Source organism: Rothia gullae, assembly GCF_024294905.1.
In the GTDB taxonomy this organism is placed as follows: Bacteria; Actinomycetota; Actinomycetes; order Actinomycetales; family Micrococcaceae; genus Rothia.
This window is the reverse complement of sequence record NZ_JANCOC010000003.1, coordinates 17,302-43,900: the sequence shown is the minus strand read 5'-3', so window position 1 is coordinate 43,900 and position 26,599 is coordinate 17,302. Positions and strand designations below refer to the sequence as shown.

At 59.4% G+C, this 26,599-nt stretch carries 19 protein-coding genes; 5 read left to right on the top strand and 14 right to left on the bottom strand.

Going from position 1 to position 26,599, the window contains the following annotated elements:
• Positions 1-184: 184 nt before the first annotated feature.
• The 6 genes from NML54_RS02845 to NML54_RS02820 all read right to left on the bottom strand — a co-directional run bounded on the left by NML54_RS02845 (position 185) and on the right by NML54_RS02820 (position 7,427).
• Entirely contained in the window at positions 185-850 is a 666-nt protein-coding gene (locus NML54_RS02845; RefSeq protein WP_254755820.1) for a dihydrofolate reductase, read from the bottom strand.
• A gap of 22 nt (positions 851-872) precedes the next feature.
• A complete protein-coding gene (locus NML54_RS02840; protein ID WP_254755819.1) occupies positions 873-1,754 on the bottom strand; it encodes a thymidylate synthase in 882 nt (293 codons plus the stop codon).
• Positions 1,755-1,905: 151 nt separating this feature from the next.
• Positions 1,906-2,913 carry an NUDIX hydrolase gene (locus NML54_RS02835; RefSeq protein WP_254755818.1) on the bottom strand — a complete coding sequence of 336 codons (1,008 nt, stop codon included), beginning with the start codon at positions 2,911-2,913 and terminating at the stop codon, positions 1,906-1,908.
• 251 nt (positions 2,914-3,164) lie between these two features.
• On the bottom strand, positions 3,165-5,438 hold the full coding sequence (locus tag NML54_RS02830; protein WP_254755817.1) for an RNA degradosome polyphosphate kinase: 2,274 nt from the start codon (positions 5,436-5,438) through the stop codon (positions 3,165-3,167).
• Between the two features lie 66 nt (positions 5,439-5,504).
• On the bottom strand, positions 5,505-6,569 hold the full coding sequence (gene mshD / locus NML54_RS02825) for a mycothiol synthase (RefSeq protein WP_254755816.1): 1,065 nt from the start codon (positions 6,567-6,569) through the stop codon (positions 5,505-5,507).
• A 180-nt stretch (positions 6,570-6,749) separates the two neighbouring features.
• Positions 6,750-7,427: a winged helix-turn-helix transcriptional regulator gene (locus NML54_RS02820; RefSeq protein ID WP_254755815.1), complete on the bottom strand. Its 678-nt coding sequence runs from the start codon at positions 7,425-7,427 to the stop codon at positions 6,750-6,752.
• A gap of 568 nt (positions 7,428-7,995) precedes the next feature.
• On the opposite strand from NML54_RS02820, the gene NML54_RS02815 reads away from it, so the two are divergent.
• Both NML54_RS02815 and ygfZ read left to right on the top strand, forming a co-directional pair.
• Positions 7,996-8,661 carry a heme-binding beta-barrel domain-containing protein gene (locus tag NML54_RS02815; protein ID WP_254755814.1) on the top strand — a complete coding sequence of 222 codons (666 nt, stop codon included), beginning with the start codon at positions 7,996-7,998 and terminating at the stop codon, positions 8,659-8,661.
• 87 nt (positions 8,662-8,748) lie between these two features.
• On the top strand, positions 8,749-9,960 hold the full coding sequence (ygfZ, locus tag NML54_RS02810) for a CAF17-like 4Fe-4S cluster assembly/insertion protein YgfZ (RefSeq protein ID WP_254755813.1): 1,212 nt from the start codon (positions 8,749-8,751) through the stop codon (positions 9,958-9,960).
• Between the two features lie 253 nt (positions 9,961-10,213).
• On the opposite strand, the gene NML54_RS02805 is transcribed toward ygfZ, so the two are convergent.
• The 7 genes from NML54_RS02805 to NML54_RS02775 form a co-directional block, all read right to left on the bottom strand.
• Positions 10,214-11,167, bottom strand: a complete 954-nt coding sequence (locus NML54_RS02805) for a hypothetical protein (RefSeq protein WP_254755812.1) — start codon at positions 11,165-11,167, stop codon at positions 10,214-10,216.
• Between the two features lie 611 nt (positions 11,168-11,778).
• A complete protein-coding gene (locus NML54_RS02800; RefSeq protein WP_254755811.1) occupies positions 11,779-12,915 on the bottom strand; it encodes an acetate/propionate family kinase in 1,137 nt (378 codons plus the stop codon).
• 383 nt (positions 12,916-13,298) lie between these two features.
• A complete protein-coding gene (locus NML54_RS02795) occupies positions 13,299-14,579 on the bottom strand; it encodes a Fic family protein (protein WP_254755810.1) in 1,281 nt (426 codons plus the stop codon).
• A gap of 157 nt (positions 14,580-14,736) precedes the next feature.
• Complete coding sequence (locus tag NML54_RS02790; RefSeq protein WP_254755809.1) at positions 14,737-15,825, bottom strand: diacylglycerol/lipid kinase family protein; 1,089 nt, start codon at positions 15,823-15,825, stop codon at positions 14,737-14,739.
• Between the two features lie 77 nt (positions 15,826-15,902).
• Entirely contained in the window at positions 15,903-17,213 is a 1,311-nt protein-coding gene (serS, locus tag NML54_RS02785; RefSeq protein WP_254755808.1) for a serine--tRNA ligase, read from the bottom strand.
• Positions 17,214-17,304: 91 nt separating this feature from the next.
• The gene (pheA, locus tag NML54_RS02780) at positions 17,305-18,252 is read right to left on the bottom strand and encodes a prephenate dehydratase (protein WP_254755807.1); all 948 of its coding nucleotides are present in this window, start codon (positions 18,250-18,252) and stop codon (positions 17,305-17,307) included.
• 133 nt (positions 18,253-18,385) lie between these two features.
• Positions 18,386-19,282, bottom strand: coding sequence for a spermidine synthase (locus NML54_RS02775; RefSeq protein WP_254755806.1), 897 nt, complete (start codon positions 19,280-19,282; stop codon positions 18,386-18,388).
• 93 nt (positions 19,283-19,375) lie between these two features.
• Here NML54_RS02775 and NML54_RS02770 point away from each other — a divergent pair, with 93 nt between their 5' ends.
• Together NML54_RS02770 and pta are read left to right on the top strand one after the other, a co-directional pair.
• Positions 19,376-19,999 (top strand): GNAT family N-acetyltransferase, encoded by a 624-nt coding sequence (locus NML54_RS02770; protein ID WP_254755805.1) that lies wholly within the window; start codon positions 19,376-19,378, stop codon positions 19,997-19,999.
• Between the two features lie 192 nt (positions 20,000-20,191).
• Entirely contained in the window at positions 20,192-22,282 is a 2,091-nt protein-coding gene (gene pta, locus NML54_RS02765; protein ID WP_254755804.1) for a phosphate acetyltransferase, read from the top strand.
• 148 nt (positions 22,283-22,430) lie between these two features.
• Here pta and NML54_RS02760 read toward each other — a convergent pair whose 3' ends face one another.
• On the bottom strand, positions 22,431-22,868 hold the full coding sequence (locus tag NML54_RS02760) for a hypothetical protein (RefSeq protein ID WP_254755803.1): 438 nt from the start codon (positions 22,866-22,868) through the stop codon (positions 22,431-22,433).
• 335 nt (positions 22,869-23,203) lie between these two features.
• Here NML54_RS02760 and NML54_RS02755 point away from each other — a divergent pair, with 335 nt between their 5' ends.
• A complete protein-coding gene (locus tag NML54_RS02755) occupies positions 23,204-26,431 on the top strand; it encodes a DEAD/DEAH box helicase (RefSeq protein ID WP_254755802.1) in 3,228 nt (1,075 codons plus the stop codon).
• Positions 26,432-26,599 lie beyond the last annotated feature (168 nt).

Below are 26,599 nucleotides of genomic sequence, written 5' to 3'. Positions count from 1 at the left end.
TAATCTGCGCAGACGCCCACTGCAATAGGGGCGCTCAGATGGAGATGAACAGACGGGCCAGCAGGGGCCGCAATAGGGTGCGTTAAACGCTCAAGCCTGCGGCACTCCGGCAGGGGAGTAGCCGCAGGCTTGAGCTGTCTTTCTGAGCTGATTGTCCGGGGGAGGTATCTATGGGAGGCGTTCTTTAGGAGAGACGTTCCAGGCGCTGGAACGAGAAGTACATGGGGTTCTTCGTGCCCGACTCATCAAGCAGGTAGCCTTTCTCGCTATTCTCCCAAGCACTCTCGGAGGTGACCCGCCAGCACCCGTTCGGGGAGCTGACCTCGCAGTTACCCGCAGAATCTGCAAGCTGTAGTTCGGGCGCTCGCGTATCGCCGGTAATCTCGTTGCCTTCCTGGCAGTAGAAGAGGGTACGCTCCACCGTCTCCACCCGACCGAAGGCCGGCAGGTCGGTGCGGGAGAGCGCCTCCGCGTAGACCGAGCCTCCACCAATAATCCAAGCATTAACCGCGGGAGTATCTGTAGCGGTATCTGCCCGGGTAGCTTCGACCGGCGCGCCCGCGGCGTCACGAGCCGCGTACAGCGCCGCATCCAGCGAAGGAACCCACAGTGCACCATCGCGTTCTTCCGCCTCGGCGACCGAACGGCTAATCACAATATTTGTACGGCCCGGCAGGGGACGAAAACGCGGCGGGAACGACTCCCAGGTGCGGCGACCCATAATCACCGGAGCGCCCAGCGTCACCTTCTTGAAGTGCGCCAAATCCTCCGGCGCGTACCAGGGCATATCCCCGTCACGACCAATGATGCCGGCATCAGTTTGAGCCCAAATAGCGGCCAGATGAAACATCATTCCTCCTCGTTACCTGCGGTTAGACCGCAATCGGGGCGGCAATACCGGGGTGGTGCTTGTAATCCACCAGTTCAAAGTCTTCATACTCGTAATCGAAAATAGAAGGCTTCTTGGTCTTAATGACCAGCTTCGGGTACGGGTAAGGTTCGCGCGGCGGGTAGGGTTTACCCTCCGGGTCGGTGCCGTAGCCCAGCTGCTTCTTCACCTGCTCCAAGTGGTTCGAGTAGATATGGCAGTCGCCGCCGGTCCACACAAACTCGCCCGGCTCCATGCCTACCTCCTGTGCAATCAGGTAGGTCAGCAGCGCGTACGAGGCGATATTGAAGGGCACGCCCAGGAACATGTCCGCGCTACGCTGGTACAGCTGGCAGGACAGCTCCCTTACACCGTCCGCGCGTTCATGCACGTAGAACTGGAAGAGTGCGTGGCAGGGCGGAAGCGCCATGTTGTCCACCTCGGCAGGGTTCCAGGCCGAAACAATATGGCGGCGCGAGCTCGGGTTATTCTTCAACGAATCGATAACTTTAGCAATCTGGTCAATCGTGCCACCGTCGGGGGTCGGCCACGAACGCCACTGCACGCCGTACACCGGACCCAAATCGCCGTTCTCATCAGCCCACTCATCCCAAATGGTCACGCCGCGCTCCTGCAACCAGCGCACATTCGAGGAACCGCGCAAGAACCACAGCAGCTCAATGGCAACAGACTTGAAGTGCACGCGCTTGGTGGTAATCAGCGGGAATGACTCACGCAGGTCAAAACGCATCTGACGGCCAAACACGCCGAAAGTTCCGGTGCCGGTACGGTCGGAACGCTGTGCATCCGCCGCGATGGCATCCTTGTTCTCCTCGAGGATTTCGCGCAGAAGATCTTCATAGGGAGTGGGGATCGCGTGAGTCATAAGAAAAACCTTGAATCCTGTCAGTAGACGTGAGAGACGGTCACAAATCAACCGCCCCTCTATTGTAAAACCCCCGAATGGGCGCAGGTAGAGCAAACGCGCTGAGCATAAAGCCCAGCGCGGTTGCCGTTAGAAGATAAATATATGGATGTTAGTCCAGAGCCACGCGTACACGCTCCACCGAGACAATTCGCGGGTTATCGCCCTCAGTCACCTGAAGAACCAGGGCATCGCCAGGCTCCAGGTACGGATCCTCAGTCGGAAGAACCTCCGCGGAACCCTTAAACAGGTACTCACGCAGAACATCCATCACCTGGGGCAGTACCGGGCGGTGAGTGCACAGCAACGAGGAAGAATCCTTATCGAACAGCGACGCCACGGTGCGGGCAACACGCGCCGGGTGACGCTGAGCGCCAGCCTCAGACAGGGACTTCTTCTCCTTCACCGACACACCATAATCCACCGAGTACGGGGTCACGGTCTGAACGCAACGCAGCCACGGGGAAGAAATAATACGGCTCGGAGCCCACGCCGCAAAGAGGCGGCTAGAAGCCAATGCCTGACGCTTGCCGGTCGCCGCGAGCGGGCGGTCATCCTCAGCAGCAGCCCAGTTCGAACGCGGCTTAGCCTTCGCGTGGCGGGCAATGAGAATCGGGCGGGTACGCAACGCATCCGCCTCAGCCAGAGCTTCCAGGGATTCCAAGGGGGCCAGGTCGTCCTCGTTGGTCAGCAGAGCGCGAGCAACCTCGGTGCTCACCCAGCGCAACTCATCCACTTCACCCTCATCCGCCAGGGCGCGGGCGCCCTCGGGAAGCTCAGCAGCCCAGTAGAAAACATCCTTCGGACGGCCGCCCACCGGGTAGGAAGTTACCGCCAGGGGCACACCCAAAACAACCTGCAGACCAACCTCTTCGCGAATCTCGCGAATAGCGGTCTCTGCCAGGGACTCGCCTGGATCCTGCTTGCCCTTAGGCCAGGACCAGTCATCGTAGCGGGGGCGGTGAATAATCAGAACCTCAAGCGCACCATCGCGGATGCGCCAAATCAGTGCGCCAGAAGCAACAATATCCGCAGTGTTCGCGGGGGCGCGGTCAATGCTGTTGACCGCATCAAAACGTCGTGCCGAGTAGTAGATGGAGGGGGAATCCAGCGGTGCCATATCTCTCTCTAATCCTCTTCGCTAGGCTGCGCACAATGCCAACGGGCACCATGCTCCGCGTCTAATTGTAGGGGAGAGAAGCGGCAAGTTGTAATCTCAACGTAACCTGTTGTTCACTTTTGCTCTAAGCGCGCTAGTCCACCGCACGTTTTTGCACGACACGCGGAAAACCCCGCCTGCCCTCACAGCAAAAAGCGTGAGAGCAGACGGGGCTCACAAGCAGAAATCACTGGCAGACCAGAGGAAATTCCTTAGACCTTATCCACCACGTTCTTACGGGAACGCGAACGCAGATAGTACGACTGAACATCCTGCAGCGGATTACCCTGGTCGTCGGTGTCGTGGCGGGTCCAGTTACCCTCAGAATCCAAGTGCCAGGTACGCGAAGAATCACTCATATAAGTGGTGAACATATCACGCAGATACTTCACATGGCGCGAATCCTTCACCGGCACGAGCGCCTCAATGCGGCGGTCAAGGTTGCGGTGCATCATATCGGCAGAACCAATGTAGACAATCGGATCGCCACCATTCTCAAACGCAAACACACGCGAATGCTCCAAGAAACGGCCCAGCACCGAACGGACGCGAATATTCTCGCTCAGACCCTTAACACCCGGGCGCAGAGCGCAAATACCGCGAACCACCACATCCACCGACACACCAGCCTGCGAAGCGCGGTACAGCGAATCGATGACGGCCTCATCCACCATGGAGTTGCACTTGAACTGAATCTTCGCCGGGCGACCCGCCTTATGGTTCTCAATCTCCTGATCAATGCACTCAATCAGGCCGCTACGTAGAGTACGCGGCGCCACCAGCAACGACTGGTAGTTGGTCTTCGGCGCGTAACCAGACAGCTGGTTGAACAGGCGGGAAACATCCTCACAAATCTGCTCATCGCAGGTGATGATGCCCAAATCCTCGTAGAAACGAGCCGTCGACGGGTGGTAGTTACCGGTACCAATATGAGCGTAACGGCGCAGGTGGTTACCCTCGCGGCGTACCACCAGAGAAAGCTTACAGTGAGTCTTCAGACCCACGATGCCGTACACCACGTGCACGCCAGCGCGCTCCAGCTTACGAGCCCACGAGATGTTGGCTTCCTCATCAAAGCGAGCCTTAATCTCCACCAGCGCCACAACCTGCTTGCCCGCCTCAGCTGCCTCAATCAGCGCATCCACAATGGGGGAATCGCCACTGGTGCGGTACAGGGTCTGCTTAATCGCCTGAACACGCGGGTCAGCAGCAGCCTGCGCTAAGAACGCCTGCACACTGGTCGCAAACGAATCGTACGGGTGGTGCAGCAGCACGTCGTGATCGCGGGCGGCAGCGAATACATCCGCAGCCTTTGCAGTCTCGGTAGCGTTGAGCCAACAGGAAGTGTGCGCAATGTGCTTGGGGTAGTGCAGAGCCGGGCGGTTCGCACGAACAATCGCACTCATACCGCGCAGATCCAGCGGAGCCGGCAAACGGTACACCTCAGACTCGTTGATGTTCAACTCAGAAATCAGCAGATCCAGGATAGTCGGGTTGATGGTGTCCTCAACCTCCAGACGGACCGGCGGACCGAAACGACGGCGCAGAAGCTCCTTCTCCAGAGCCTTCAGCAGGTTCTCTGCATCGTCCTCTTCCACCTCAAGATCCTCATTACGGGTCACGCGGAAGACGTGGTGCTCCACAACCTCCATGCCCGGGAAGAGAGTGTCCAGGTGCTCAGCAATGATGTCTTCCAGAGCAATGTAGCGGCTCTCGCGGCCCGCAGTATTAGCGGCGCGCGAACCATCCACAGAGACCATACGGTCCAGCTGATCGGGCACCTTCACGCGCGCGAACAGCTCCTTGCCAGTCTGCGGGTTACGCACCAGCACCGCAAGGTTCAGCGACAGACCCGAAATGTAGGGGAAAGGGTGCGCCGGGTCAACCGCCAGCGGAGTCAGAATCGGGAAAATATCGCGCATGAAATCCTGACGCAGACGCTGCTTAGCGTCCGCATCCAGGTCGGTCCAACCCACGATACGGATGTTCTGCTCCTCCAGAGCCGGCAGCACCTGGTTGTGGAACACATCAGCGTGACGAGCCTGCAGCTGGTGGGCGCGTTCAGCAATCTCTTCCATCTGCTCCTCGGGGCTCAGACCGGCAGCTGAAGGAACCGCCAGACCGGTCGCAATGCGACGCTTCAGACCCGCCACACGCACCATGAAGAACTCGTCCAGGTTAGATGCCACAATCGACAAGAAGTTCAGACGCTCCAGCAGGAACAGGTTCGGGTCCTCCGCCAACTCCAACACGCGGGTGTTAAAGTCCAGCCAGCTGCTCTCACGGTCAAAGAAACGATCCGGGCCGAACTCCTCTTCAAGGCTGAAGTAGGAACGCTTCTCACCCTTCTCAATGCGGTCACCGCGAGAATCAGCGCGCTCAATCTTCGAAATATCGTGGCCAATGTGAATGACACCGGTCATGGGCGCAGGCTCAGACGGCTTGGGCTTAGGCGCCTTATTCAGGCCATTGGGGGCGGGTACCATACTGTACTTGCCTTTCTGATTGGGGATAAGTCGTGAAGAAGCACGCCAGAGACGGCGTACAGAAAACTAGACGGCAGGCGCGTCCTGCTGTGCGGGAGCGTACATGCGGTCAACCGTCGCTACACCAAAGCCAAGGGACGTGTAGAGGGCGTAGGCGGCATCATTATCGGCGTCCACGTACAGGTCAATGGCACGCAGCGGCTCGCCGTTCTCATCCTCAGCGCATGCCAGGTATGCCAGCGCGCGCAGAGTGAGGGTGCGACCCAAGCCGCCTCCCTGAGCCTGCGGGCTCACACCTACCACATAAATCTCACCGGAGGGGGACAACTCGCCCTGCTCCTGACCGGTCGGGATCTTCGTCCAGGTGAATGCCGCGATGGCGGAGTCATCATCCACCTCGGAAGCGATGAAGAAACCCTCGGGGCGGAACCAGGGGGAGCCGGTGCGCTCGCGCAGATCAGCAAGGGTGAGCTTGCCCTGCTCCGGGTGGTGCGCAAAAGCGGCGGCGTTCACGCGCAGCCAGGGGAAATCGTCCGCGCCGGTGAAGGTGCGCATCCGCAGGTTCTCCGGCAGAGTGCGCGCATCGGAGCGTTCCACGAGCTCTTCGCGGGTCTGCGCGTCTAGGGGCAGAACCATCTTGTACAGCACACGCACCGGCTCGAAACCGTGCAGGGTCGCGAACGCGTGGGCGGGGCTTTCAATGCCGGTGTCGGTGGGGCTACCGTGAACCCAGAGGCGGTAGCGGGTCGCGTCATCGCCCAGCTGGCGGACGGCGTGGTTGAAGAATGCGCTACCTGCGCCTCGTCCACGGTATTCGGGGGCGACGGCTGCCTCAATCACGCCGGTGTCTTCGTTGCTGGCGGGGGTGAGCGCCACAAAGACGGCAGCGAGGGTGCCGTTATCCTCGGCGACAAAGAAACGCGGAGGGGTCAGAGTGCTTTCATGGAGTGCCTTACTCAGCTCAATGCGGGTCTGCTCAGAGAACGCCGAGACACTGTCGTGGCGGGCAACCTTCTGTGCGAAGGAATCGAAGCGTTCCAGCAGCTCTTCGGTGAGCTGCGGTTCTGCGTAGATTGGGGTGCTTGCTGCGGGCAGGGTGGAGGTTTCGGGTGTCTGACTGTGTACCATCATCGCCTTCTTTCGTAGCCTTCTGATTCAACTCTACCGGGGATAGTTGCTCTTTAGAGAGTTTGTTCTCCGTTCTGGGCGAATATGACAAGAACCGGAACATTTACGCATTCTGGTACTCGGCGCAACACCGAGGCAACTCGCAGAGCGGGTACACCAAATGAGGGGTTGGCGCCGCGAAATTTAGCGGGTGCTATTGAAGGAATACCCCACATTACGCACGGTCGAAATCATCTGCTCGTACTCGGTACCGAGCTTGGAACGCAGACGGCGCACGTGCACGTCCACGGTTCGGGTGCCGCCGTAGTAGGAATCGTAACCCCACACTTCGGAGAGCAACTGGGCGCGGGAGAAGACCCGTCCGGGGTGCTGAGCCATGAATTTGAGCAGCTCAAACTCTTTGAAGGTCAGGTTCAATGCGGTACCGGAAAGATGCGCCGAATATGCTTGCGTGTCAATCACAAGGTTGCCTGCGCGTACCACTCGTTCCTGCTGGTTTTCTTCTTCGGTGGTTGCTTCCCTTTTGATGGCGAGGCGCAGGCGCGCATCCAGCTCGGAAGGGGAGGCCTGGTCAGAGACAATATCGTCCACCTGCCAGGAGGCGGCAACAGCCGCCATACCGCCTTCATTCAGGAGCGCGATGAGCGGCAGTTGCACACCTGCGGCGCGCAGTAGCTGGGCACAATGGCGTGCTTCAACAAGGGCGGTGCGGGCATCGACCATGAGCAGGTCGAATGTCTCGGTTTCAAGGGCGGTATGGGCGGTGTCGAGGGGGAAAACGTGTACCTTGTGGCTGAGTAGACTCAGCGAGGGAATCATATCCTGCGCGGCGGTATCGCTCAGAAGCGCAATACGGTACACACCCTCTCCTTTCCCGGTAAAATAATAGGCTCTTTCTAGTGTACTCGCCTGCCTATGCTGCAGCTGTGGAGGCGGTAAAGAGCAGATGCAGATATCGTATACCGGACTGTTTACTCGCCCGTCTGCGCAGCTCGCTGCCGATAGGTCTGTCCAGTATGTCTTTAGCACCGATTCTGCACCCTTTTCAGGGGGAGTCTATGGTAGGTTTAAGGCATGGATAACAATCTTATGGCTCTCGAAGCTCTCTTCATGTCGCTGATGGCTATTATCTCCGTGTGCATCGGTATCGGTGCATTCGCAGTACTGCGTGGCCTCTTCAGGGGTCAGAAGTAGTCTTCCCACACAGAGCAGAAGCATCGCCCACACAGGGCTTAGGCGGTGTCCCCATACGGTTCGTACCGCCTCGCCAATGACGGCGTAAACCCCCACCGGTCCCTTCCGGTTGGGGGTTTTCTTAATGCTGCCCGCCGTACCGTTTACTCTGCAGACGGCGGCGCTACCCCGTGCCGTGAGCGAACGGGCGAACACAACGGGCGCCTGTCAGGAGCCAGGCACTAAAATGGTGGGTATGGCTATTGAAATTCCGACGAATCTAACCCCCGAACTTGTTCCCCTTTCCTGGCTGCTGGGCACCTGGGAAGGTACCGGAACCATGTGGTACGAAGGCCAGGAAAACACCCCCTTCGGCCAGATCATTACTTTTGAGCAGGAAGGCCTGCCCTTCATTGAATACCGCGCCGAGTCTTTCCTGCTCGACGATGAGGGTCAGAAGCTGCGCCCCATCACCGTTGAGACCGGCTTCTGGCAGATTGACCGCCCCCTCACCGACGCTGACGGCGGCTTCGGTATCGTCCCCAAGGACGTTGTGCCCGCCTTCGCTGACGCGGCAAGCGTAGAAACTCTCCGCAACGCCGACGACGGATTCTCCCTGCTGGCAACCATTGCGCACCCCGGCGGTATTAGCGAAAACTACGTGGGCATGGTCAAGGGCCCGGTCATTCGCATGCAGACCGGCAACCTGCTGCGCGATGATATTTCCCACGACTACGCCGGCTCCGTGCGACTGTGGGGCCTCGTCAACGGCAACCTCATGTGGGACTGGGAAGTTGCAGACGCTGACGGTAAGCTACACAAGCACGCCTCCGCTGAACTGCGCAAGACCTCCTCGATGACCGGTGATTCCCTGGGCACCGGCATGTTCGGCTCCTTTGACGATGAGGCACCCGAGGCTTAGTAGCCCCAACGCCCCATCCGCTTCTACTTTCTTTACGTTCCGTGCAGTCTCCTGCACGCTGAGCACTACCGTGAAAGGTGCAACCCCGTGACTGAATCGACGAGCACTGCCGCTGAGGCGGCGCCCGCAAGCCCCCTGCTGGGCCTGCACGGCGCTTTTGCCGCCTCCGGGCTGGATGCCGGCGTCGCCGCACACTACGGCAACCCCATGCTGGAGCAGCGCGCCCTCAGCTTCGACCGCTCCGCCAGCGCGGATGAGCCGCTAGTGCTGGTGGACCGCTCCTCCCTGGGTGTAGTGCGTGTTGAGGGGCCGGACCGCCAGACCTGGCTGACCTCCATTGCCTCGCAGATTCTGACCGGTATGACCGCCGGGGAGAGCCGCGAGTTCCTGCTGCTTTCCCCTCAGGGCCGCGTGGAGTACGCACCCGCCGCAATTGAAGACGGCGAGGCACTCTGGCTGATCGTGGAGGGGAACCAGGCACAGCTGCTGACCGATTACCTAAACCGCATGAAGTTCATGATGCGCGTTGAGGTGCAGAACCTCAGCGGCGAGTACGCGGTACTGGAGAGTGCCCGCAACCCGATCCTGCAGGATGGTTCGGTGCATCCGGCGCTCGCTGAGTGCAAGCCGCTGGTGTGGGAGGACCCTTGGCACACTCCGGAACCGGGTAGCTACCGCTACGATGAGGCGGGCGATGCTCACCCGGGTGCGGAATACGTGCGTTTCTTGAGCATCGTGCCGCGCTCTGTTCTGCCCGCCCTGGCTGAATCTTCGGACGCGCGTTTTGCGGGTCTATGGGCTGCGGAGGCTCTGCGTATTGAGGCGTGGCGCCCGCGCTACGGCACTGAGGCTGATGATAAGACCATCCCGCAGGAGCTGGATTACACCCGTACCGCGGTGCATTTCGATAAGGGTTGCTACAAGGGTCAGGAGACGGTGGCTCGTGTGCATAACCTGGGCCGCCCGCCGCGCCGTCTGGTGTTCTTGGATATTGACGGTTCGGAGCATACCCTTCCGGCGGCAGGTAGTGAGCTATTTGTGGAGGGTAAGTCCCGCCCGGTCGGCCGTATTACCTCGGTGGCGCTACATTATGAGGCGGGCCCGATTGCGTTGGCTGTTATCAAGCGCGGCGTTGATCCGCAGGCGCCTTTGCGTGCGGTTGATGGCGGAGACTTCCTGCCCGATGGTTCGCCGGCGCCGGCGACCGAGTACGCGGTGGCTCAGACGACGGTGGTTTCGCCGGAGTCCGGTGAGGTGGCGCGTCGTTCTTTGGCGGGTCAGGATTTCTTGAAGCGCTAGAGCATCTGGCTACGCAATAGCATCTGACGACCAATATAAAACCGCGGGGGGGGGCCCGCCCCCCGGGGGCTCCCCCCCCGGCCCCTCCAAAAGCTGACAGAAGAATAGCGTCTACTTATTAGGGACACCACTCCCTAATACACTAAAAATCTATCAACTTTATACTCAAATAAACATCACATATATATCTCAATCTAAGATTGAAATAGATTGAATGGGTCGCTACTCCATTCAAACCTAATGCAAGCTGATATTAAACAGCTGCCGAAAGATAAGTGACAGTACCCCAGGGGGAAGTCACAATAATACGATACTGCACCGGAATGACCTTTGCCGACTGATGCGCGGCGTCACCGTAGGTGTGCCTACGCAGGTAGGTCATGTACGACACAACGTCTTGACCGGCATTGGGGTGGGTAATGTTAGCCATCACCTGAATGTCCCAGGACCAGCCGTCGCGGCCTTCAGCAGTCGTGTAGTGCTTACCGTATGCGTAAGTCCACAGGGGGCTATTTTCCTTGGGAGGACGGGGACCATCCGGGAAGTGCAGGTAGTTGTACTTACCGTGAGCGACGTAGGTAGAGCGGCTGCCCTTGTAGTTGTCGTTGAGGCGAACAACAGGGGGGTTTGCGCCCTTACCCTTGTAACCTTCGGCGTAGTACATGTTGTTCTTGCGGTTTGCGTCAGACTCACCGAATGCGAAACGGTCCTCACCTGTGGGGGTCGGTGCATAGGAGACGTCACCTGCAACGTTCTCAACACGAACGTTGATGATAACGCCGCCACCAACACCACCAACGCCGTCCTTGGAGTTGTAGTCAGGGGTGTCCTTGCCGTTCGGGGGATAAATCGGCGGGAAGTCGCTCACACCCTCGTAACGACCCCAGGGGTAAGCAAGCTTACGTTCGGGGGTGGTGTTGTCGATGAAGTAGGTCTGCGGCTGGGGGCTGCAGTTGGAGGTGGGCATCACTGCCCATTCGTACTCTTCATTCACGGTACCCTTGTAGCGGCGACGTTCGGCACGTTCACCCCAGGGCACGGATACGATGGTGCCGTATTCGCAAGAGTTCTTGGATGCAGCGTAGGCGGGTACTACAGCGGTTGCTGCCACAACGGGCGTTGCCCATGCTGCACCCTTGACCAGGGCGCGACGGCCCATCAACTTTCCACTTTGTTCGGAGTGGCTCTTAGTCGAGTCAATATCCATTACCAAATCTCTCTCAATTGGAATGAGTTTTGTACATTGATTCACTTTATTTCTGCACAGAAAATACAGATATAAAGGTTATCGCAGTATGTGTTTAACGTGTAATTCAGAGGGCGCTCTCAGAATTCTTTTGCGGCTATAAATCCGCTTCAGTTCTTTTCGATGAACACTCGTTATATGAAAGCACAAAAAATTTGTATTTATTTTTCAACATTGTGCAACAACTTGGGTCGATAGATCATTCCTAACAGAATTAATCCAGGATTATCAACCTTTTTCACCTTCAACCTTGACTGCCATCAATATTGGAATGTTGTGAATCGATACACTCACCCCCCTGCACAATTTTCCCAAGCAAGCAAAAAAATTTACACCCTATACAGCACCCAAACCCACATTTTTAATCGATTTTTATTCTTGTTTTTAATGTGATGTATGACACATATATAATACGTGCTGCCTTGGCGTAATATTGTGTTGTAAAGTGACTTGAATCATATGCATTTACTTTATTGGATATTCAAAAACAAATCCGCTGCAACGCCCGTACGGAACGGGAACTGCAGCGGACTGCCTATATTCAGCCACCTACACGGCGGGGTGCGTAGGGCTTAGAGGCTCTTGACGATTTCCTCGGTAGCCTCAGCGATAGCCTTCTCCTCGTTGGTGGGGATGACCAGCACCTTGATTGCGGAATCCTCGGTGGAAATCACGCGCGGCTCGGGGGAACGCTTAGCGTTCTCTTCCTCGTTGTACTTGATGCCGAGAGCGCCAAGGCGGTCCAGAACCAGCTTGCGGAAGTCGCCGGAATTCTCACCGATACCTGCGGTGAAGATCAGTGCCTGCGCGCCGCCAACAACCAGGTTGTAGCCGCCAATGTACTTCATCAGGCGGTAGGAGGTCATGTCCAGTGCGAGCTGTGCACGCTCGTCGCCGGACTGTGCAGCCTCAACGACCTTACGCATGTCGTTGGAGCCAGCCAGTGCGAGCAGACCGGACTCCTTGTTCAGGATGGTGTCCAGGCGTTCACCATCAATGCCTTCACGGGACAGGATAGTGGTCAGTGCCGAGGGGTCGATGTCGCCGGAGCGGGTACCCATGATTAGGCCAGCCAGCGGGGTGTAGCCCATGGAGGTGTCGACGGACTTACCGCCCTTCACAGCGGTCACGGACGCACCGTTACCGAGGTGTGCGACAACGCCGTTGAACTCATCGCGTGCAATGCCGAGCATGTCAGCTGCAACGTGAGAGACGTACTCGTGGCTGGTGCCGTGGAAGCCGTAGCGGCGGATGCTGTACTTGTCAGCCAGGTCGTAGGGGATTGCGTAACGCCATGCTTCTTCGGGCATGGTGGAGTGGAACGCGGTGTCGAAGATAGCAACCTGCGGCAGGGAAGGCCACTTGTGCATTGCTGCGCGCATACCCTGAACGTGTGCGGGGTTGTGCAGCGGTGCCAGCGGGGAGAGGTCGTCGATCTGCTGGACAACTTCTTCAGTCAGCAAGGTGGGGTGGGTGAACTTCTCTGCACCCTGCACCACGCGGTGGCCGACTGCCTGCAGCTCGCGGCCGTGCAGGACGGGCTCAAGCTTCTCGGACATGATGTCGAATGCGACCTCGTGGTTGGGCACGTCGGTGCCGATGTTTTCAACGAGGCCGGAGGTCAGCATCTGCTCTGCCTCGGGCAGGGAGGTGTCACGCACCTGGTACTTCAGGGAGGAAGAACCGGCGTTCACAACGAGAATAAGCATGAAAGTATCTTCTTTCGTAGTTTTCTTTTCTGCTCCATTCTCGCACTTTTCGAGCCTGCGTGCGAGACGGCCCAGACCGTGTTTTAGCCACAGACCGCAGCCGGGTACCCCTGCGGGTGGTCCGCGGTGAGGTTTTAGGGCGTGACCTATCGGCTAGTAGCTTGTCCGTTGCTTAGGTATAGTAGGACTGTCAGGATAAAACGACGGATTACCGCCTACGGGCCCAGGGATGAAGGCTCTAAGGGGCAAGCTGGAGGACTCCGGCCGAACTTAGCGCTCCTGACGCATAAGGCACTCGCAAGGGTGCCTTTTCTGTTTAACTACAGCTCAGGGGAGGGGACGCACTCTGGTGCGGCCCCTCCCCTGTTTCTTATGCTCGTGGGCTATTCTTCGTCGTCATCAACGGCGGGCAAGTCCAGCAGGGCGGTTCCCGCCTCGGTGAGGGACCAGCGCATCGTGCGGCCAGCCTTCACGCCCTCAACAAAGCCAAGCCCCCGCAGCAGTTTGAGCCTATCGCGCAGAGTCGGCGCCGTAACACCCAACACCTCCTGTAGCTCGCTTGAGGTAGGCGCAACCGGCGCACGGAAAATACTGGCTTGCCCTAACAGATGCAGAAGCTCAAGCATGTAACCCACCTTCTTCTGACTTTTCTCTGCTTTATCCCTCAACCACTCACGATCCTGATGCAACTTATTAATACGCTTATTCAGCGATACTAGCGCCTCGTAGCGGGTCGCCAACTCCTTTTCTAGGTATTCCTGCGCCTTCTCAATCAGTTCAAGGAAGGCATGCAGAAAAGTAGTTACTTCACCGTAGTTGAGTCGCTCCTCAGCATCAGAAAACGCCTTGTAATAACGCTCTTTATGGAGGTTAAGTGTGCTCGGCAGAGTAAGCGCCGTCAGGTGGCTGAGTACCCACACCATATGGGAAGCGAGGAGGTACCTGCCAAATCGTCCGTTGCCGTCGTAGAAGGGATGTGTGTACTCCACCATAAAATGCGCGGCAATCGCGGAGAATAACGCCGGCACGTTCGGGTCGAGGGCGTGGTTGAGTGCTGCCTGAATGTTAGCGGTGATAGCTTCCTCGCCCATCGGGGGCTTATGCACAACCTTAGTACCACTAGTGATATGGACAGGACCGGCACGGAAAAGTGCTCCGTCTAGACGATTTTCATCATCCAGATGCCCCTCAAGCAGGGTGTCATAAAGATTGCGCACTTCCTTGACCGTATCAGGCGGCCGACGTTCTCCTAGTGTGTTCAATAGATTCATAAATTCCACAGCACGTTTAGCGCGAGGATCTTCACTGTCACCAGATGCAAGTGCCTCAGAAATCAGCCGGCGAGTTGTATGCACACCTTCAATGCTGTCAGTGGCCACGATGCTACGTACTGCCAGGTCAGATAGGTAGCTCCTCATCGCGACACCAGGTAAGCGAGAACTCAGCTGTTCGATATTCCGCTCCCGCACCATAATACGGTCATAATGTGCAAGCACGGTGCGGTCTGCCAGGTAGAACAGGGGGTGCTCCCCTACCGCGAATTCGTCAAGGAGGTAAGTGGAGTGGCCGTTGCGGCGTGCCTGCAGTTCCTCCTGTACGGCAGCTTCGCCTCGTTCATGGAAAATACTTTTAAGAGTTCGGTATCCGTGACCGGCAACACTCATCTAGTCCTCCTTGATAGTGAAAAAAACCGCGATTTTTTTCATTATTCCTAAAATTTTCAGGAAATAGTGAAAAAATCGGCGATTTTTTTCATAATCCAGGTCACATATAAGTGATTCTGGGGTGCCAGCTTCTCCCCCAGCCCCTTCACCACGCCCGCTAAAGCACCTCGGGGTGGACCGCCACCTCCACAGCGGCAGGCAGCACGCGCGCACTAATACGGTACGCCGACGGTGCCGGGTCACCATCCACCTCAACCGGCTGCGCACCATCCGGGAACTCCAACACCACCTCAGACCCCACCAAATGGCGAATCACCGGCAGCTCAATGCGCGGCGAACCCAAAATCGTGCGGCGCGTAACCTTAGCCATCAGCAGACCCCACTCCACCAAGTCACGCGGCGACGCCACAATCACCTCAAGATTGCCGTCATTCACATCCGTCATATCCGCCAGACGAATACCACCCTGCAGGCGGCCACAATTCGCGATCAGCACCGAACGCATTGGCAGAATACGAGGCACCCCACCATCCACGCTGATACTCACCGGGTGCGACCTGCCCAGCATATGCTTCATGCCGGACTGCACGTACGCCACCCAGCCGAACTTCGCCTTAATCTCCTCGTTCGTATCATTCATGACAAGCGCATCAAAGCCGGCACCACTCATCACAAAGAACGTGTGTTCGGTTTCTTCGCCGGGGGTGCTCGTCGTCGTCATCTCAATCGCATCAACGCTCTGACCTGCACCGTTGAGCGCAATATTCACGCACGCCGCCACGTCACTGACCGGAATATATAGGTTACGCGCCAGCAGGTTACCGGTACCCATCGGCAGAATACCCAGGCGCGGCTTGCGCCCCTCATGATGCGCCAGCGCCGCCGCCACAGCACGCACCGTACCGTCACCACCGGCAGCAATCAGCAGGTCAACACCCTCAGCAATCAGCTCGCGGGCCGCCTCAGAACCGGGCTCGTCCACGCGGGTGGTGCGCACCAGCGGCTGCGGGTGGCCGTTCGCCGCGAGGGTGCGTTCCAGAATCTCGATAGCCGCCGCAGCGCCGGGCTTGCTCGGGTTGTACACCACGCCCACGCGCTGCGCCTCACCGGTAGGCAGGGTCGGCAGAACGCCGAAGGGCGCGCCCAGTTCGATAGCGCGTCGGCGCGCTTCACGGCGGGCACGAGTGACGGAGGCGGTCAGAGCCGCCGCCGCAGAAACACCAAGGAGTTTACGGTATAGAGGCATAGTTCTTAGACTACCGGGATACGCGAAAACCCGCCCACCGTTTACGCGGTGAGCGGGTTTTTCAGCTGGTTGTGAGATTACTCAGCAGCTACTGCCGGGATAACCTCGGCGCCACCCATGTAGGGGCGCAGTGCTTCCGGAATCACAACAGAGCCATCAGCCTGCTGGTGAGTCTCCAGGATGGCAACCACCCAGCGAGTCGTCGCCAGGGTACCGTTCAGGGTCGCTACGGAGCGGGTGCGGCCCTTACGCACGTTGCCTGCCTCATCCACGGTGTCGGGGGTGCGCTCGCGGATGTTCAGGCGGCGCGCCTGGTAGGTGGTGCAGTTCGAGGTGGAGGTCAGCTCACGGTAGGTGCCCTGGGTGGGGACCCACGCCTCACAGTCGAACTTGCGGGCTGCGGAGGTGCCCAGGTCGCCTGCGGCGGTGTCAATCACACGGTATGCGAGGCCGCAGCGCTGCAGCATTTCCTCTTCGAGGGACAGCAGCTTCTCGTGCATCTCTTCTGCCTGCTCGACGGGGCAGTAGACGAACATTTCAGCTTTGTTGAACTGGTGTACGCGAATGATGCCGCGGGTATCCTTACCTGCGGAGCCTGCCTCGCGGCGGTAGCAGGAGGACCAGCCCAGGTACTTCTTCGCACCCTTCTCGAAGTCGAGAATTTCGTCGGTGTGGTAGCCGGCGAGCGCCACCTCGGAGGTGCCGACCAGATACAGGTCGTCGCGTTCGAGGCGGTAGATTTCGTCGTCGTGCTTGACGTTGAAGCCGGTGCCGTTCATGATTTCGGGGCGTACCAGGGTGGGGGTGGTCATCATGGTGAAGCCGTGCTCGGTTGCGAGGTCGAGCGCCATCCACATGAGTGCCTGTTCGAGGCGTGCTACCTGGCCCTTGAGGAAGTAGAAGCGTGCGCCGGAGACCTTCGCGCCGCGTGCCATGTCGATGCCGTCGACGAGTTCGCCGATTTCGAGGTGGTCGCGCGGTTCGAAGCCTTCAGTGGTGAAGTCGCGGGGGGTGCCGACTTCCTTGACGACTACGTAGTCGTCTTCGCCGCCGACGGGTACGCCGTCGATGATGAGGTTTTCGATGCTGCTGATCAGTTCCTCGTATTCGGCGGTTTTCGCTTCGGAGGCTGCCTTTGCTTCGTTGACGCGGGCTGCAAGTTCCTTGGCCTGTGCGACGAGGGCGGGCTTTTCTTCCTTGGGTGCCTTTGCGACGGTCTTGCCGAAGGCGTTCTGTTCGGCGCGCAGGGTCTCGTATTCGCCGATGAGTGCGCGGCGTGCGGTGTCGGCTTCGAGGATGCGGTCGACGTGGGTTTCGTCCTTGCCGCGTGCTCGCTGGGAGGCGCGGAAGACGTCGGGGTTTTCGCGGAGGAGGTTAATATCAATCACTGTTTTATCCTACCTAATCTTGCGGTGGGTTGTGGGCGGGGTTTGCGCTGGTGGGGCGCGGGTAGGTGCGGGGGTGTCTAGCGGCGGGCGGCTAGTGGCGCTGCAGCTGTGCGGGGCGGCCGTTCGGGAAGAGCGACTCAACCCATTCGTGTGCGGCGTCGAAGGAGCCGTCGGAGTGGATGCTGTCGACTTCGGTGTTTTCGTGGTCGGCGCGCGGGTAGGAGCCGAGGAATTTCAGCGTCGGGGAGACGCGGTGCAGACCGCGCAGTGCATCGCGCATGCGCGCCTCGTAGATGTGGCCGTCGGCGTCGATGCTGAACGAGTAGGATCCCATGCCTTCGCCGGTCGGGCGCGATTCAATGCGGGAGAGGTTCACGCCGCGCACGGAGAACTGTTCGAGCAGTTCGAGCAGCGCGCCGGCGCGGTTGGTGGGCAGCGGCACGGTCAGGGTGGTCTTATCGGAGCCGGTTGGTTCGGGGATGTCGGCGGTGCGGGAGAGCAGCACGAAGCGGGTTACGGCGTTCTTGTTATCGCCGATGTTGTCCTGCAACACGTGCAGTTCCGGGTGGTAGTTCAGCAGCGCCGGGGAGCAGATTGCCGCATCGTAGGTGCAGCCCTCTTCGAGCAGGCCGACAGCCGCCGCGGCGGTGGAGGAGCCGGGCAGGTAGGCGGCGGCGGGTACGTTCTCCTGCGCCCAGCCGCGCACCTGCGCCCAGGCGTGCGAGTGGGTGGAGATGGTCTTGACGTCTTCAATGCTGATGGGCTTTGCAGCGACCAGCACGAAGCGGATCGGTACGAGCACCTCGCGGATGATGCGTACACCCTCGCTGGCTGCGATAGCGTCCAGGGTGGCGCTCACGCCGCCCTCCACGGAGTTTTCGATGGGCACCATGGCGGCGTCCGCCTCGCCCGCGTTCAGGCGTGCGAGCGCGTCGGGCACACTGGTGGCGGGGATCCGTTCGGCGTCGGATGCGCCGGGGACGCTCAGCAGGGCGGATTCAGTGAAGGTGCCGGATGGGCCAAGGTAGGTGTATCGCATGCCACTATAGTAGCGTCTGCTGTGGAGAGGGCGCCGAATTTGGCGATAGGTTAGTGACTTTGGCGGTAGTTAAAAGCCCCCACCAAAGTCACTAACCTATGGTCGAAAAAATTTAAGTCATTACTGAAAACCGCTACCTCACGAACTGGCGCACCCGCGCGGTGTCCCAGTACTGGGCGGGCACGCCTCCACCCATGAGCTCACGGGCGATAGCGGCAGCTTGCACGGAACCAGCCTCCGGCAGGGGCGCGTGCGAACCGGCAATAATAACGTTGCCGCGGCGGCGGCCCTTCAACATTGCCGAATCTGCCACAATGCACACGTACTCAAACACCTCAAGCAGGGCGGACGCCTCCGCACGGGCACCGGTCAGGGCCGGCCCGTCACCGCAGTTCAGGATGTACAGGCCACCGGGTGCCAGCGACTCGGCGACAGTGCGGGTGAACTCGACGGTGGTGAGCGCCTCGGGGGTGGTGTCCCCCGCGAACACGTCACGAATCAGCACGTCGCGGGATGCGGGCGCGAAGGTCGCGGTGACGGCACCCGCCTCACCCACGCGAATCTTCACGCGCGGCGCCTTGGGGATGTCGAACCATGCGCGCACATACTCGGCGAGCTTGGCATCCAGCTCAACGACGGTGTTGCGGCTGGTCGGGTACAGGTCAGCGAAATAGCGCGCCATCGAGCACGCGCCGCCGCCCAGGTGGGTGATGCGCAGCTTCGCGGCGTCCAGGTGCTCCTCCACATGCGAGGAGACGACCGCCGCAATCCAGCGCATGTACTCAAAATCCAGCTGGCGGGGCTCACCCACAATCACGTGGGAAGACTGCACACCATTAATGAGCAGCAACCAGCCGTCAACGTGATAGCCGTCAGGGACCAGCTCCGCCTCTCCCGTAGAAATCGGGTACACGCCAGCGGTGGCACCCTGCACGGGGGTGCTCTCAGTATCGTCGATGCGGTTCTTCTGATACTTCTGGGCTTTCTGCGCCTTTTGGGACTTCTTCGGCGCCCTGCTCTTTTTCGCCATACCCACTAGCCTAGCCGACAGCCCCGCACGCCCCTAGCGTACGCACCCGCAAGGAACCGCCTCCACAGGGGTCGGCTGAGTAGACTAGAACCCATGGGATTTGTATGTCAGGGCCGCTACGCGCTCGCACCAATTGAACCGACCGACGCCGAAAAATACGTCAACCTGCAGCTGGACTGCATGGAGCAAACCTACGACCCGCTCTACTTCGACGCGCTCGGGGAAAGCTTCACTGCCCGCCACCGCGCCGAACGCAACGAATACCTCGAAGACTTCCACCGCCACCTCTCCTCCCCCACCGTGCGCGGCTTCTTCGCCTACGACGTACCCGGCTGGACCCCCGACGGCGGGCTCTCCTGCTCCATCGGCGCCCGCATCGACTGGGATAAGCCGGTCGGCCTGGCGCTCTCCCTGTGCGAACCCTCCTCCTGGGAACTCGAACGCGCCGACAACCTCCCCGAACTGCCCGCAGGCACCCGCAAACTCACGCACCTGTACACCCTCAACCACACCCACGGCACCGGGCTCGGTCAGGCGCTCTACGAATCCATCATCTACCCGGACGAAAACTCCTACCTGTGGGTCATGGCAGAAAACGAACGAGCACTCTCCTTCTACGAGCGGCTCGGCTACCGCAACGAAGGCGTGTACTTCCAAGCACGCGGCTCCTGGGAACCCGGACGCAGCGTACGATACACGCGCATCCTCAACCCCTAAACGGCACACCACAACAGGGAAACAGCCCGCCCACATGACGCAGCGCACCGCACACCCTGTTAGGCACCATCCCCACAACGCCTTAAGATAGAAGAGACCTATAAGCTCGACGCACCCGCGCACAGGAGCACATACACCCCTGCGCAACCGCGGGACCCAGCGCCGAACATCGCATAGAAGGACAGTAAAACAATGACCACCGGTCTTTACCTCTCCGCTATGTCCCAGAACTCGGGCAAGTCCCTCGCAGCCCTGGGCCTAGTAGACTCCCTCATCAAGCGCGCAGACCGCGTCGGCTTCTTCCGCCCCGTATTCGACGGCGCAACCATCACCGACGACCCCATGGCACGCCTCATCCGTGAACACTTCGGCCTGGCCGAAGAGCAGGTCGGCGGCGCAGTCTCCATAACCGACGCACTCGCACTCATCGCAGAAGGCGACACCGAAGAAATCTCCGCACGCGCAGTCTCCGCCTACGAAAAGGTCGCAGCAAACAGCGACGTCGTAATCGTCGACGGCGTCTACCTGCCCGCCAACGCGCTCGCAGTCGAATTCGACCTGAACGTCCAGGTCGCACGCGACCTCGGCCTGCCCGTCGTCGCCATCGTCGGCGCACACGAAGCAACCGTCGAAGAAGCAGTCACCGCAGTCGACGTGGCACGCACCGAACTGCTCGCCTCCAAGGTAGACCTGCTCGCAATCATCGTCGGCCGCGCAGAACCCGAACTGCGCGACGAAATCGAGAACTCCGTCAAGCGCGGCGACGCAAACCTGCCCGTCTACGTACTGCCCGAAATCCCCGAACTGACCGCACCCACCGTCGGTGAAGTTGCCGAAGCCCTCAAGCTCGACACCGAAGACATCAAGGCAGAAGACCTCAGCCGCGACATCCACGGTATCAAGGTCGCAGCAATGAACGTCTCCAACTTCCTCAACCAGTTCGTCGACGGCGACTTCGTCATCGTCCCCGGCGACCGTGCAGACATCATCGCAGCAACCCTCGCATCCGCACTAGCACCGACCTTCCCCGCACCCTCCGGCGTGCTGCTCACCGGCGGCCTGGACGCACTGCCCGGCAAGAACACCGCAGTCGGCTCCCTCATCGACAACGCACCGTTCCCCGTGCTGTCCACCACCAAGGACACCTTCAAGTCTGCACGCGCAGTCTCCCGAGTCCGCGGCACCCTCGAAAGCGGCCACCAGCGCAAGCTCGCAGCAGCAATGGGCGGCTGGGACGAGCACATCAACAAGGACGAACTGCTCGCACGCCTTGAAATTGAGCGCCCCGCATCCATGACCCCGCTGCGCTTCCTGCACAACCTCATCGAGACCGCACGCGCAAACCGCCGCTCCGTGGTCCTGCCCGAGGGTTACGACGTGCGAATCCTGCGTGCATCCGAAATCATTGCACGCCGCGACTTCTGCGACCTGATCCTGCTCGGCAACCCCGCCAAGATTGCAGAGATCTGCCAGGCCGAAGGTATCGAACTGCCCAGCACCGTTCGTATCATCGACATCGAAAACAACGAGTACACTGAAGACTTCGCAGCAACCTACGCTGAGCTGCGTGCACATAAGGGCGTCACCATTGAGGCTGCTCGCGAGCGCATGACCGACCCCTCGTACTTCGGCACCATGCTCGTTTACAAGGGCATCGCCGACGGCATGGTTTCCGGTGCTGTGAACACCACCGCGAACACCATCCGCCCCTCGCTCGAGTTCATCAAGACCCGCCCCGGCACCAAGATCGTCTCCTCTGTCTTCCTGATGCTGATGGAAGACCGTGTTCTGGTCTACGGCGACTGCGCAGTGAACCCGAACCCCAACGCAGAGCAGCTCGCCGACATCGCGAAGGCATCCGCGGAGACTGCACGCCAGTTCGGCGTGACCCCCAAGGTTGCTATGCTGTCCTACTCGACCGGCACCTCCGGCGCTGGCGCAGATGTGGACGTTGTGCGTGAGGCAACCGAGCTCGTGCGCGCATCGAACCCCGACTTCGCGGTTGAGGGCCCGATTCAGTACGACGCTGCTTCGAACATGTCCATTGCGTCGACCAAGCTGCCCGGCAGCGAGGTCGCTGGTCAGGCTACCGTGTTCGTCTTCCCCGACCTGAACACCGGTAACAACACCTACAAGGCTGTTCAGCAGTCTTCGGGTGCTGCCGCTGTGGGCCCGGTTCTGCAGGGTCTGCGTAAGCCCGTGAACGACCTGTCGCGCGGTACCACCGTTGAGGACATCATCAACACCGTTGCGATCACCGCAATTCAGGCACAGAGCCTGTAAGGTGCACGCGGCGCTGTAGCGTGAAGGCTACGGCGTTCCGTTGATATAGAAATCTCCCGCACTGGGCGGGGCATGCCTTGGAGGTGTGCTCTACCCGGTGCGGGAGATTTTTTGTAATTACAGGGTTTCTTGTAGTGCCATTCCCCGGTTAGTCCTTGCGGGTGCGGCGGAGGCGCACATAGTTAATCACACCAAGAACAGCCATGCCCACGGCGGTCAGAACCGGGCCGAGGGCGGGCGGGAAGAGCCAGGTGAGCCCCGCCTCCACGGTGTAAGCGATGAGGCGGTAGGCAAGGTAGGCACACGCCGCCACGAAGAGGGCGTAGGCGACGATGATGCCGACCGGGCGGGGCTCGTAGCCTTCTCGTCGGGCGCGCAGAGCGGCACCCAGGGCGTTACCCAGGTACAGGGCGAGGGCGCCGACGACAACCGCCGCGGTGAGGGCACCGTCAAGGAGCGTGCGCGGGGTCAGCGGTGCGGTGCCTGCCTCAGCGAAGAGGTTGAGGATGCGCACCGCGGCGTAGGCGTAGCAGAAGATGACAGCCGCGCGGATGGTGAGGGGTAGGTTGGTCCAGAAGGTTTTCATGCGGCCCCTTTTGAGGTGGGAGGAGGGCTTCTGTCTGAGTATTACTCCAAGGATACCTAAGAACACCGGCGTGTGATGCGAATCAATAGCGTTTGGGCTGGTGTGTTCTGCGTGCGGGGCGGGGTGTTTGGTGCGCCGAGTTTAATCGCCGAGAAGCCACATGTGTTTCGAAAAGCCACATTTTTGGTGGCTTCTCGAAACACATGTGGCTTTTTAAGGAGGGATGCATGCAGGAGCCGCCCGGTTTTTGTAATTACAGAATTTCGCCGCCCCTACCCCGTGAGCCGGTGACCGCCCAGGCAGCGGCAAACCGCCCGGGCTGCTAGGCTGCTGCTATGGACACGACTGACGAAACTCTCCCCCTGGGACTCTACGAACACCTCAAGAGCACCTCACTCATGGGCCGCACCATCCCCGAAGGCGCGCAATGGCAGGAAGAAATCCTCCAAAAGGACGACTACAACATCCCCGAACTGCTCACCCAGTTCTTCGCCACCCAGCTGGCTCCCGCCCTCGAAAGCCTCAAAACCCCTGCCGACCAGGTGGAACTCGTCAACCGCATGATGGAGCTCCTGCCGCAGGAGGCCGAGGAGCAGAACGATTCGTTGCTGACCGATGATGACAGCAACGTAATTCAGATGCGCGAGATTGCCCTCACTGACGCAAAAACTACGCGCCCCGATATTCCTCTGAGCGATGTTGCTCTAATGACGAATACTTCTAAAGACCTGAATCTCAACACTGAAATTCAGAAAGAATTAGAAAGTGCAGACCGTGTAGATTTGCTCTGCTCATTTCTTAAAATGTCTGGCGTTAATAGTTTGAGTGAGCAACTTAAAGCTATTAAAAATCGCGGTATCCCTTTCCGCATTATTACCACCACCTACATGGGCGCAACCGACCGCAAGGCTATTGACCGCCTCGTCGAAGAGTACGGTGCCGAGGTAAAAATCAGTTACCAGGGCGACAGTACCCGCCTGCACGCGAAGGCTTGGCTGTTCCACCGCAATACCGGCATGTCCACCGGTTATGTAGGTAGCTCGAACCTGTCCAGTGCCGCGCTCACTGACGGCCTGGAGTGGAATGTTCGCATCTCTAATCCGATTACGCCCGGCCTGATCCGCCAGTTTGAAGGCCTGTTTGAAAGCTACTGGAAGAGCGGTGATTTCACCTCTTACACCGCCTCTGACAAGGAGAAGCAGGAGCTCGACACCGCCCTAGCCAAGGCCGATATTACCGGCCGTAAAAGCAAGGGCCTGGAGTACGATATCGACTCGTCCCTGCTTGATGTGCATCCGTTCCCACATCAGGTGCGCATGCTCGAAGAGATGCAGAACGCTCGTTCTAAGGGCCGCCACCGTAACCTCGCCGTGGCCGCAACCGGCACCGGCAAAACCGTGTTCTCGGCTCTCGATTACAGGCGCCTCTGCGAACAGTCTGGCAAAAAGCTGAAGCTGCTTTTCATTGCGCACCGAAAAGAAATCCTTGACCAGGCACGCCGCACTTTCGGCGACGTCATGCTTAAAGGTAATTTTGGTGAGCTCCTGACCGGCGCCAAAAAGCCCGAATATAATGAGGCTGTTTTTGCGACCATTCAAACCTTGTCAGGTGCCGCCCTCGAAAATTACGCGCCGGACTATTTCGACGTCATCATCATGGACGAATGCCACCACATTAAGGCCGCCAGCTGGGACAAAGTTTTCAACTATTTCGAGCCCCGCGAATTTATTGGCCTGACCGCAACCCCCGAGCGAGAAGACGGGGTAAACATCGCCGACAAGTACTTTGACGGCTACGTAGCAACCTCAATCCGCCTGTGGGACGCACTCGAAGACCACCTCCTCGTACCCTTCCAGTACTTCGGTATTGCCGACGGCACCGACCTGCGCCACATCAACGTTCGAGGCGGCAAATACGACGAAAACGCCTTGGAGAACCTGTACACCAAGGGCGAGGCTGAACGCCGCCTGCGCATCATCGTGGAGGAGCTACGCGAGAAGGTCGACAACCCCCTGCGCATGAAGGCGCTCGGGTTCTGCGTGAGCGTGAAGCACGCCGAATACATGGCGCAGAAATTCAACGAGGTGGGTATTCCCGCCGACTTCTTGGTCGGTACAGATTCCGCCGAGCGCCGCGCCGAGGTCATGAAGAACCTTGCAGACGAAGCGCACGAGCTGACCACGATCTTCACCGTGGACCTGTTCAACGAGGGCGTCGACATTCCGAGCGTCGACACTCTCCTGATGCTACGCCCCACCCAGTCGCTCACCCTCTTCCTGCAGCAGCTGGGCCGCGGTCTGCGCCGTGCACCGTTGAAGTCTGTTCTGACGGTCCTCGACTTCGTGGGACATCAGAACAAGAACTTCATGATTCACAGCAAGTACCGTGCTTTTGCACGACAGGGTACCCTGACCGAGCAGGACATTGAGAGCCCCAAGCTGCCGGCCGGCTGCCACTTCCACCTGGACGAGCTGACTCAGAAGCAGGTCATCAAGAAGATTCGCGAGTCCCTACGCATGAACCAGAGCGCCCTCATCGACACCGCAAAGAGCTACCTGGAAGATATGCGCCGAAACTCCACGGAGCCCGATATTCGCCCCACCGTCATTGACTTCATCAACCGCTACGGGTTGGGGCTGCCGCAGATTTACGGCCGTAGCAGCAAGGTGACCCTGCCCGGTGTCGCTAAGCCCGTCGCAACGACCTGGACCAGCCTCCAGGCTGCAAGTGGACTGTACCCCGACCTGGTGGTTCCCTTCCAGGACAACGTGGCCGTCGAGACGAATAAGCGCGTCAAGGCACTCACGCACGTGCACGACACGTTCCGCATTAACGCATACCTGGAGCTACTGAACACGGGCATCCTGGAACAGGACATGACCGATGAACAGCGCCGCCACGCATGGATGCTCCTGTTCTCCATCTGGCCGAAGGCCAAGTGGGACGGTTCCTCTGAGAAGTTCAGCCTCGACGAGGGCCTGGCAACTCTGCGTAAGAACCGCGGCATGCTGCAGGAGATGGAGAGCGTCTGGAACTTCAACTCCGGTATGGATACCACCTCCACCCTGCCGCTCTTTGAAGGCGAAGGTATCCCCCTGCGCACTCACGCCCTCTACTCCCGCGAGGAACTATTTGCTGGTCTGGGTGGTCAGGAGGAGAACTTCAAGGTACCCGGCGGCGTGGTCAACGGTGTTGTACCCTTCGACCCGACGAATACCACCGCGCTACTGGTGACGCTGGAGAAATCTGAGAAGCACTTCTCCCCGGCCACCATGTACAAGGACTACGCCATCAGCACTGACGAGTTCGCGTGGGATTCGCAGAGCGCGACAACCCCCGAAAGTCCGACGGGTCAGCTCTTCCAACACCACGAGGAGCGAGGCCGACGCATCGTGCTCTTCGCCCGCCAGCACAGGGAGAATAGGCTCGGCCCCGAACCCTACCTGTGCCTGGGCACCGTGAAATACATTTCTCACGAAGGTTCTAAGCCGATGCATATTCGCTGGGCGTTGGACCGGCCGATGCCGGCATCCATGTTCCAGATCGCGAAGATTGCCTCGTAGTCGCTGAATGACCGCAGCAGGCGGCCCCGGATGCGTGTGTGTCCGAGGCTACCTGCTTTTTAGACCGAGGTTTTCGATAGGTTAGTGCCTTCGCCGTGGGTCTTTAACCCGCAGTGAAGACACTAACCTATCGGCGAAAGGCTAAGTCATAACCCATAACCAGCTCTC

What these genes read in the sequence shown, in the direction of transcription:
- NML54_RS02845 (WP_254755820.1), bottom strand. Translation starts at nt 850, where the DNA reads ATGTTTCATCTGGCCGCTATTTGGGCTCAAACTGATGCCGGCATCATT.
- NML54_RS02840 (WP_254755819.1), bottom strand. Translation starts at nt 1,754, where the DNA reads ATGACTCACGCGATCCCCACTCCCTATGAAGATCTTCTGCGCGAAATC.
- NML54_RS02835 (WP_254755818.1), bottom strand. Translation starts at nt 2,913, where the DNA reads ATGGCACCGCTGGATTCCCCCTCCATCTACTACTCGGCACGACGTTTT.
- NML54_RS02830 (WP_254755817.1), bottom strand. Translation starts at nt 5,438, where the DNA reads ATGGTACCCGCCCCCAATGGCCTGAATAAGGCGCCTAAGCCCAAGCCG.
- mshD (WP_254755816.1), bottom strand. Translation starts at nt 6,569, where the DNA reads ATGATGGTACACAGTCAGACACCCGAAACCTCCACCCTGCCCGCAGCA.
- NML54_RS02815 (WP_254755814.1), top strand. Translation starts at nt 7,996, where the DNA reads ATGGCTATTGAAATTCCGACGAATCTAACCCCCGAACTTGTTCCCCTT.
- NML54_RS02805 (WP_254755812.1), bottom strand. Translation starts at nt 11,167, where the DNA reads ATGGATATTGACTCGACTAAGAGCCACTCCGAACAAAGTGGAAAGTTG.
- NML54_RS02800 (WP_254755811.1), bottom strand. Translation starts at nt 12,915, where the DNA reads ATGCTTATTCTCGTTGTGAACGCCGGTTCTTCCTCCCTGAAGTACCAG.
- NML54_RS02795 (WP_254755810.1), bottom strand. Translation starts at nt 14,579, where the DNA reads ATGAGTGTTGCCGGTCACGGATACCGAACTCTTAAAAGTATTTTCCAT.
- NML54_RS02790 (WP_254755809.1), bottom strand. Translation starts at nt 15,825, where the DNA reads ATGCCTCTATACCGTAAACTCCTTGGTGTTTCTGCGGCGGCGGCTCTG.
- pheA (WP_254755807.1), bottom strand. Translation starts at nt 18,252, where the DNA reads ATGCGATACACCTACCTTGGCCCATCCGGCACCTTCACTGAATCCGCC.
- NML54_RS02775 (WP_254755806.1), bottom strand. Translation starts at nt 19,282, where the DNA reads ATGGCGAAAAAGAGCAGGGCGCCGAAGAAGTCCCAAAAGGCGCAGAAA.
- NML54_RS02770 (WP_254755805.1), top strand. Translation starts at nt 19,376, where the DNA reads ATGGGATTTGTATGTCAGGGCCGCTACGCGCTCGCACCAATTGAACCG.
- pta (WP_254755804.1), top strand. Translation starts at nt 20,192, where the DNA reads ATGACCACCGGTCTTTACCTCTCCGCTATGTCCCAGAACTCGGGCAAG.
- NML54_RS02760 (WP_254755803.1), bottom strand. Translation starts at nt 22,868, where the DNA reads ATGAAAACCTTCTGGACCAACCTACCCCTCACCATCCGCGCGGCTGTC.
- NML54_RS02755 (WP_254755802.1), top strand. Translation starts at nt 23,204, where the DNA reads ATGGACACGACTGACGAAACTCTCCCCCTGGGACTCTACGAACACCTC.